Origin of the sequence: Microcoleus sp. N9_A1 (assembly GCF_036701795.1) — a bacterium.
Classification (GTDB): Bacteria; Cyanobacteriota; Cyanobacteriia; order Cyanobacteriales; family Microcoleaceae; genus Microcoleus.
Genome location: NZ_JAUBRI010000077.1, coordinates 23,882 through 29,881 on the forward strand (window position 1 = coordinate 23,882; position 6,000 = coordinate 29,881).

Here is a 6,000-nt window from a genome sequence, read left to right on the forward strand (position 1 = left end):
TATCAAATACCGAGCGCTCAAATACCCAGGGCGTGTTTAGCAGTTTGAATCAAATTCTCAAAAAAAGGTAGAGATACATCGACTTCTCTAGCATCTTTGCGGGAGTTACCTAACAAACCGATGTGTTGTCCGGGTGCAACAGCCAAAACTTGTCCTTGAGAGTTGCGAATTCTCAATTCCTCTTGAGAACCTGCGGGAGACAGACTGCAAGAATAAGTGCGATCGCAATAATCAAACTCAACTTTTCCAAACATCGGCGGCCTCGAACTAGCAGCACTTGCCGGCAAGCGGACACCCAACAATTCTAACTCAACCGATGTCTTGCCATTAAAACTATTTTCCCGCAATCGGTAAGCAATATCAACCCGCCGAGGCAAAGGAAAATATTCCCCCCAACGCCAAGCAATCCCCTTCACACTAGGCGAGCCTTTTTCATCTTGAGTTGCAGTTAGTTTAACGTGGCCTCCTTTACCCACAATTTTCTGTTCAGTGATGCAAACATTAGCCGTCCAAAATACAGGAGCCTTATTTTCAATTCCGCAGGGTTCCAAAGCATCAATTTGTCGGTAAAGATCGAGATTAATCTCAGCCAAATCCGCTCGCACATCTACAGAAACCAGCGGTTTGAGGTGTTCTGGCTGCAAACATTGATTGGCAAAAACTGACAGTTGATGGCGAAATTGTTCGAGATTTTGGGCCGGCATAGAAAAACCGCCAGCCGCTTTGTGGCCGCCAAATTTAGTTAACAAATCAGCGCAAAAATTCAGCCCGTCAAATACATTAAATTCAGGAATTCCCCTCGCCGAACCCCGGATGATATTAGCCTTTTCGCCTCCCTCATCCTCAAAAGTACCGATAAAAACGGGTACGCCGTAACGTTCCAGCAACCGAGAAGCCACAATCCCGATCACCCCGTGGTGCCAACCGGGTTGCACAACAACTAACACCCGTTCCTGCTGTAAATTTATCGCACTTTTCTCGCACCAGGCGATCGCTTCCTGCTCAATTTCCTGACACAACTCCTGCCGGCGCTGATTGATTTGTTCGCACTGCATGGCGTTTTTGAGTGCCAATTCGCGATCGTCCGTCGTCAGCAACTCGATCACAATTTGAGGGTCAGCCAGCCGCCCCACAGCATTAATCCGCGGCCCCAACCTAAAGCCAATATCTTCAGGCTTTAACGTATTATTAGCTTGACTTTTTGAATTAAAAAGAGGTAAAGTTTCCGCACTTCCCGCCTGTACTCCCGCCACCTGAATCAAAGCTTGAACCCCCGCCAATTGCGAGTGAGGCAACAGTCGCAAACCCCGCTTTACCCAGCGGCGATTAACCCCAGTCAAAGGAGCTAAATCCGCAATAGTTCCCAAAGTAAATAACTCCAGCAGCGGATTCACCAAGCCGCCAACTTTCTTCATATCCTGAGCCAAAGTAATCGCCAAAACATAGGCAACACCTACCCCAGCCAAGCCGCGATAAGGCGAAGATTCCGCAATTAATTTCGGGTTGAGAATAGCATCCGCCGGCGGCAGTTTTGGCGGCAAATCGTGGTGGTCTGTAATAATAACTTTAACACCGAGTTCTCGCGCTCTGGCAACCGGCCCATAGGCTGCAATCCCGTTGTCTACCGTGAGAATCAGAGCGACACCTTCGGCGTGAAATTCTTCTACAATGCGATCGTTAATCCCGTAACCTTCCCGCATCCGGCTGGGAATAGCATAATCCACCTTCGCGCCCAGACTCCTGAGAGCTCGCAGCAACAAAGCCGTGCTCGTCATCCCGTCAGCATCGTAATCGCCGCAAATCGCAATTTTCTGCCCTCCCGAAATCGCCTCCCGCAACAATTTGACACTCGCCGCCAAATCGGGAAACTCATCCATTGGCGCGGGCAAAACCAGAGATTCCGGTTCAATAAACCCCTGCACTTCTTCAACAGAATCGATACCTCGGTTAATCAGTACCTGTGCTAGCAAAGACGACAAACCGATTTCTGCGGCAAACTGTTCGGCTTGCTGCGGTTGAGGCGCATAAATTTGCCACCGTTGGTTGGGCAATCGGGGAGAATTCGGGGGCAAAGATGTCGGTAGCTCTTGCACGGAAGCTGAGATATTAAAGATACACAACCAATCTTACCTAATTAAGTGCATCAGTCAATTGATTTTAGATTTTAGATTTTAGATTTTAAATTTATCCTAAAGATGAATTTTTTGGGTAAAATCCAAAGGTTGTTTGTAGGAAAGCTTTTTTCGGAAGCTCTCACCGCACCCCAATAGGGATACCAGCGCCCTATAGAAGTTGTGAAAAGCCCCAATTTTAGATTAAAGTTCCAACCCCCAGATTGCACCTGCCCTTGTCAATCGCCAATCGAAAATAGACTGTGGGCGCAGACGAGTGATTTAATTTTATGAGGAGAATTGCATGAATGTCGATCGACCGTCTTGGTTTAAAATTGCATTACAGGTTCGAGGCTCCGTCATTCCCTCAATTTGGCCCCGGGTTTTACTGTGCGGTGGCTTTGGACTTTTTATTTCCCTGCTTCACTTTTTGAAATGGCCGGTTTCCTTGCCCATTTTATCTAGTATTGTACCGAGTATTGTGCTGGGTTTACTGTTAGTTTTTCGGACAAACACAGCCTACGAGCGATTTTGGGAAGGTCGGAAAATGTGGGGAACCTTAGTCAACAACGTCCGCAATTTAGCGCGCCAAATCTGGGTAGCAATTGAGGAAAAAGACCCGCAGGATCTCGCCCTCAAAAAGTCAGCCCTGCGCCTGTTACCTGCCTTTGCAGTGGCGATGAAACTGCACTTGCGACAAGAATCAGTAAATCCAGAATTGGAGCCGTTAATGTCCCCATCGCAGTACCAAAAGCTCAAATCGATGAACAATCCGCCGCTAGAAATTGCCTTTTGGATTGAGGATTATTTGCACGAGCAGTACGAGCGCAATTGCCTCGATGTCTATCAGTTAACTGCTATGAAGGAGTTGCTCAATTCTATGATTGATGTATTAGGTGGCTGCGAGCGGATTTTGAAGACACCTATCCCTTTGGCTTACACAATTCACCTGAAGCAGCTATTGTTGCTTTACTGTTTGGCACTGCCATTTCAAATGGTGAATGATTTGACTTGGGGAACAGGCCCTGTTGTGGCTTTAATTAGTTTTACTTTGTTCGGCATCGAAGAAATCGGTATTGAGATAGAAAATCCCTTCGGTCACGATGACAATGATTTGCCTTTGGACAATATTTGTGCTGCCATGCAGCGCAATATGGACGATTTAATTTCTTTATCTCCTAGCGTTCACAAACAGGTGAAAGATAAGTAGAGTTATTGGTCATTAGTTGTTAGTTGTTAGTTGTTAGTCATTAGTTGTTAGTTGGTAGGGGCGGTGCCCCCGTGCCCGCCCTCTGTTAGTTATTGGTTGTTAGTTGTTGGTTGTTGGTTGTTGTTAGTTGTTAGTTGTTAGTTATTGTAGGGTGCGTCGCTATTGAAAATTACTGAAAAAAATTGATAATTGAGTGAGCGACGCACCTGAGCCACGAGTGAACTGTAGGGGCGAGTTCACCAATAATCCTGACAATGCAGACAGATTCAATAAACCCGCCCCCGCCCCACCAGCAAACCCTTTACGAAGATTAATTTCTAACAATCAACCGCATCAACCCAGCTAAAACTAATAATAAAGGTGTCAGCCAATCTCCCCAGCGCACGTACAGAGTCCGAGTTTTTCGCCGATAAATAGTAGCATCTCGAATTTCGTAGGTATTGAGTCGAGATTTCCAAATCGTCTCGCCGTGAGGATTTACAAAAGCAGAGTACCCCGTATTAGTTGCGATAACTGCCCATCTATCTGTTTCAATTGCACGCATCACATCGAGGGCGTGATGTTGGGCCAGCATCGGCGGTTTGTAATGGGCGTTGTTGGAAGCTGTAATCATAAATTCGCCTCCCTGTGCTGCTTGGTATCGGAAATTTTCAGCAAAGGCGGAATCGTAACAAATTCCAACAATGGCGCGGCCAAAGGGCGTATCAAATAATTGTTTTGAGTTTCCCGGTACTAAACGAGCATCTAAGGGTGACAGCCGATTTATAATCCCGCCTAAGATTTCGTAAAAAGGGATGTATTCGCCTAAAGGTACTAGCTTTAGTTTATCGTAGCGGCCGACAATTGCTCCAGTGCGATCGATCGCCAATAAGCTGTTAGTCAGACCGTTTTCTTCTTGTCCAAATCCTCCAACCCAAGCCACTACACCGCGTTCGAGAATAGCTTGATAAAAGGAAAGAGTGGAACGTTGATACTCGTTTGTCCAGATAAAAGGCAAAGCGGTCTCTGGAATTAACACAGCATCGACTTTTCTGTCTGCTAACTCTTTGTATCCAGCGGTGTAACCTTCCAAAGCGCGCCGCCAGCCGCCTGAGTCAAATTTAATTTCGTTAGGAATATTGCCTTGAATAATCCCAATTTTTAATGCTGTTCCCGCTTCTTGAATTAAGGGGCGATTGTACAAACTCCAGCCGACAATATGCAAAACTAAAAACAAACCCGCAGGCAAAATATAAGCAACCCAATTTTTTCTTTTTCCTTCTCCCTTCTTCTTTCTTCCCTCCTCCTTCCTCCCATCCGTTACATCCCGTACATTGCTCGTTGCCGAACTTCCTTCTTCCTTCTTCCTTCTTCCTTCAATAAAAGCTTCGGCAATTAAGCCATTTACTGCTACAATGGCGGCTGTTACTGCGGCAGGCCCGGAGAGTTGACCGAGGTGCAATATTGGTAAATTGTGCGGGCTTTGGGTGTATGATAGTGATGTCCACCACAGCGAACCTGTACTCCAAATACTTTCTAAGGCACACCACAAAGCTGTGCCAATTAAAACGCGGGTTAATGCTGAAAATTGAGTTTTACCCCCCCCAGCCCCCCCTTGTAAAGGGGGGGAGTTGAGAATAAGAATAGGATTTTTGCCGGGGAAAGTGAGGGAGTTGAGAATTACAAATAACCATCCCCAAGCGGTGACTAATGCGGCTCCCCAAAGGGTGATGAATGTCCAGCAAAAAAGTGCGATCGCCAAACTCGGCCACCAAGGAACCCCCAACCAAGTCATCGGGTGAATTCCCATAATCCAAGATAAGGCTAATCCGTGATAGCCAATTCCCCAAAGAGAAGGAAGAAGGAAGAAGGAAGAAGGAAGAAGGAATAAGAAAGAAGGAAGAAATTTTTGTTTTTTTTCTGTGATTATCGGCCGTTGATAACTGGCAACCAAAACCCATAGGGGAGCTAATGCTATCCAGGCTAGCGGCCAAGCATTGAATGGCGCTGTTGTCAATGCCATCGAAATGCCGCTTAAAAATGCGATCGCTGGGCCTAATATTTGAGATTTATGAACTGCGAGTTTTTCAAATTTAAGCCTGTTAAATATCGTCACTTTGATAATTGCTAAAAATAATAATGCCTAATCAATATATCAGATCGATCGGGAAGTTCGGCAACGAGCAATGTGCGAGATGTCACGGATGTCACGGATTTAACGGATTTAAGGGAAGGAAATCTCTTAAATTCTACTTACCAAAACAAAAAGCGCCACTATTTCTAGGGGCGCTTTTTGTTAATCAAAAGCTAAATTTAGCCGTTGATGGCAGGAGCAACCATTGCTACTGGGGTGACTTCACCGGCGGCCAAGTCGAGGGGGAAGTTGTGAGCGTTGCGCTCGTGCATTACTTCCATACCCAAGTTGGCGCGGTTGATCACATCCGCCCAGGTGTTGATGACGCGACCTTGGGAGTCGATAATCGATTGGTTGAAGTTGAAACCGTTGAGGTTAAATGCCATCGTGGAAATACCTAAAGCGGTAAACCAGATGCCGACAACTGGCCACGCACCTAACAAGAAGTGCAAAGAACGGCTGTTGTTAAAGCTGGCATATTGGAAAATTAAACGACCGAAGTAGCCGTGGGCTGCAACGATGTTGTAGGTTTCTTCTTCTTGACCGAATTTGTAACCGTAGTTCAA

At 46.1% G+C, this 6,000-nt stretch carries 3 protein-coding genes and 1 pseudogene; 1 reads left to right on the top strand and 3 read right to left on the bottom strand.

The features are described from left to right. Nucleotides 1-17: 17 nt before the first annotated feature. On the bottom strand, nucleotides 18-2,093 hold the full coding sequence (gene recJ / locus QUA58_RS26240) for a single-stranded-DNA-specific exonuclease RecJ (protein ID WP_333255843.1): 2,076 nt from the start codon (nucleotides 2,091-2,093) through the stop codon (nucleotides 18-20). A 322-nt stretch (nucleotides 2,094-2,415) separates the two neighbouring features. Here recJ and QUA58_RS26245 point away from each other — a divergent pair, with 322 nt between their 5' ends. Next, on the top strand, nucleotides 2,416-3,321 hold the full coding sequence (locus QUA58_RS26245; protein ID WP_333255841.1) for a bestrophin family ion channel: 906 nt from the start codon (nucleotides 2,416-2,418) through the stop codon (nucleotides 3,319-3,321). Between the two features lie 310 nt (nucleotides 3,322-3,631). On the opposite strand, the gene lnt is transcribed toward QUA58_RS26245, so the two are convergent. Both lnt and QUA58_RS26255 read right to left on the bottom strand, forming a co-directional pair. After that, a complete protein-coding gene (lnt, locus tag QUA58_RS26250; RefSeq protein WP_333396925.1) occupies nucleotides 3,632-5,416 on the bottom strand; it encodes an apolipoprotein N-acyltransferase in 1,785 nt (594 codons plus the stop codon). A 197-nt stretch (nucleotides 5,417-5,613) separates the two neighbouring features. After that, a pseudogene (locus QUA58_RS26255) lies at nucleotides 5,614-6,000 on the bottom strand (photosystem II q(b) protein); the annotation flags it as partial.

Coding starts and splice junctions, on each gene's coding strand:
- QUA58_RS26245 (WP_333255841.1), top strand. CDS start 2,416: ATGAATGTCGATCGACCGTCTTGGTTTAAAATTGCATTACAGGTTCGA.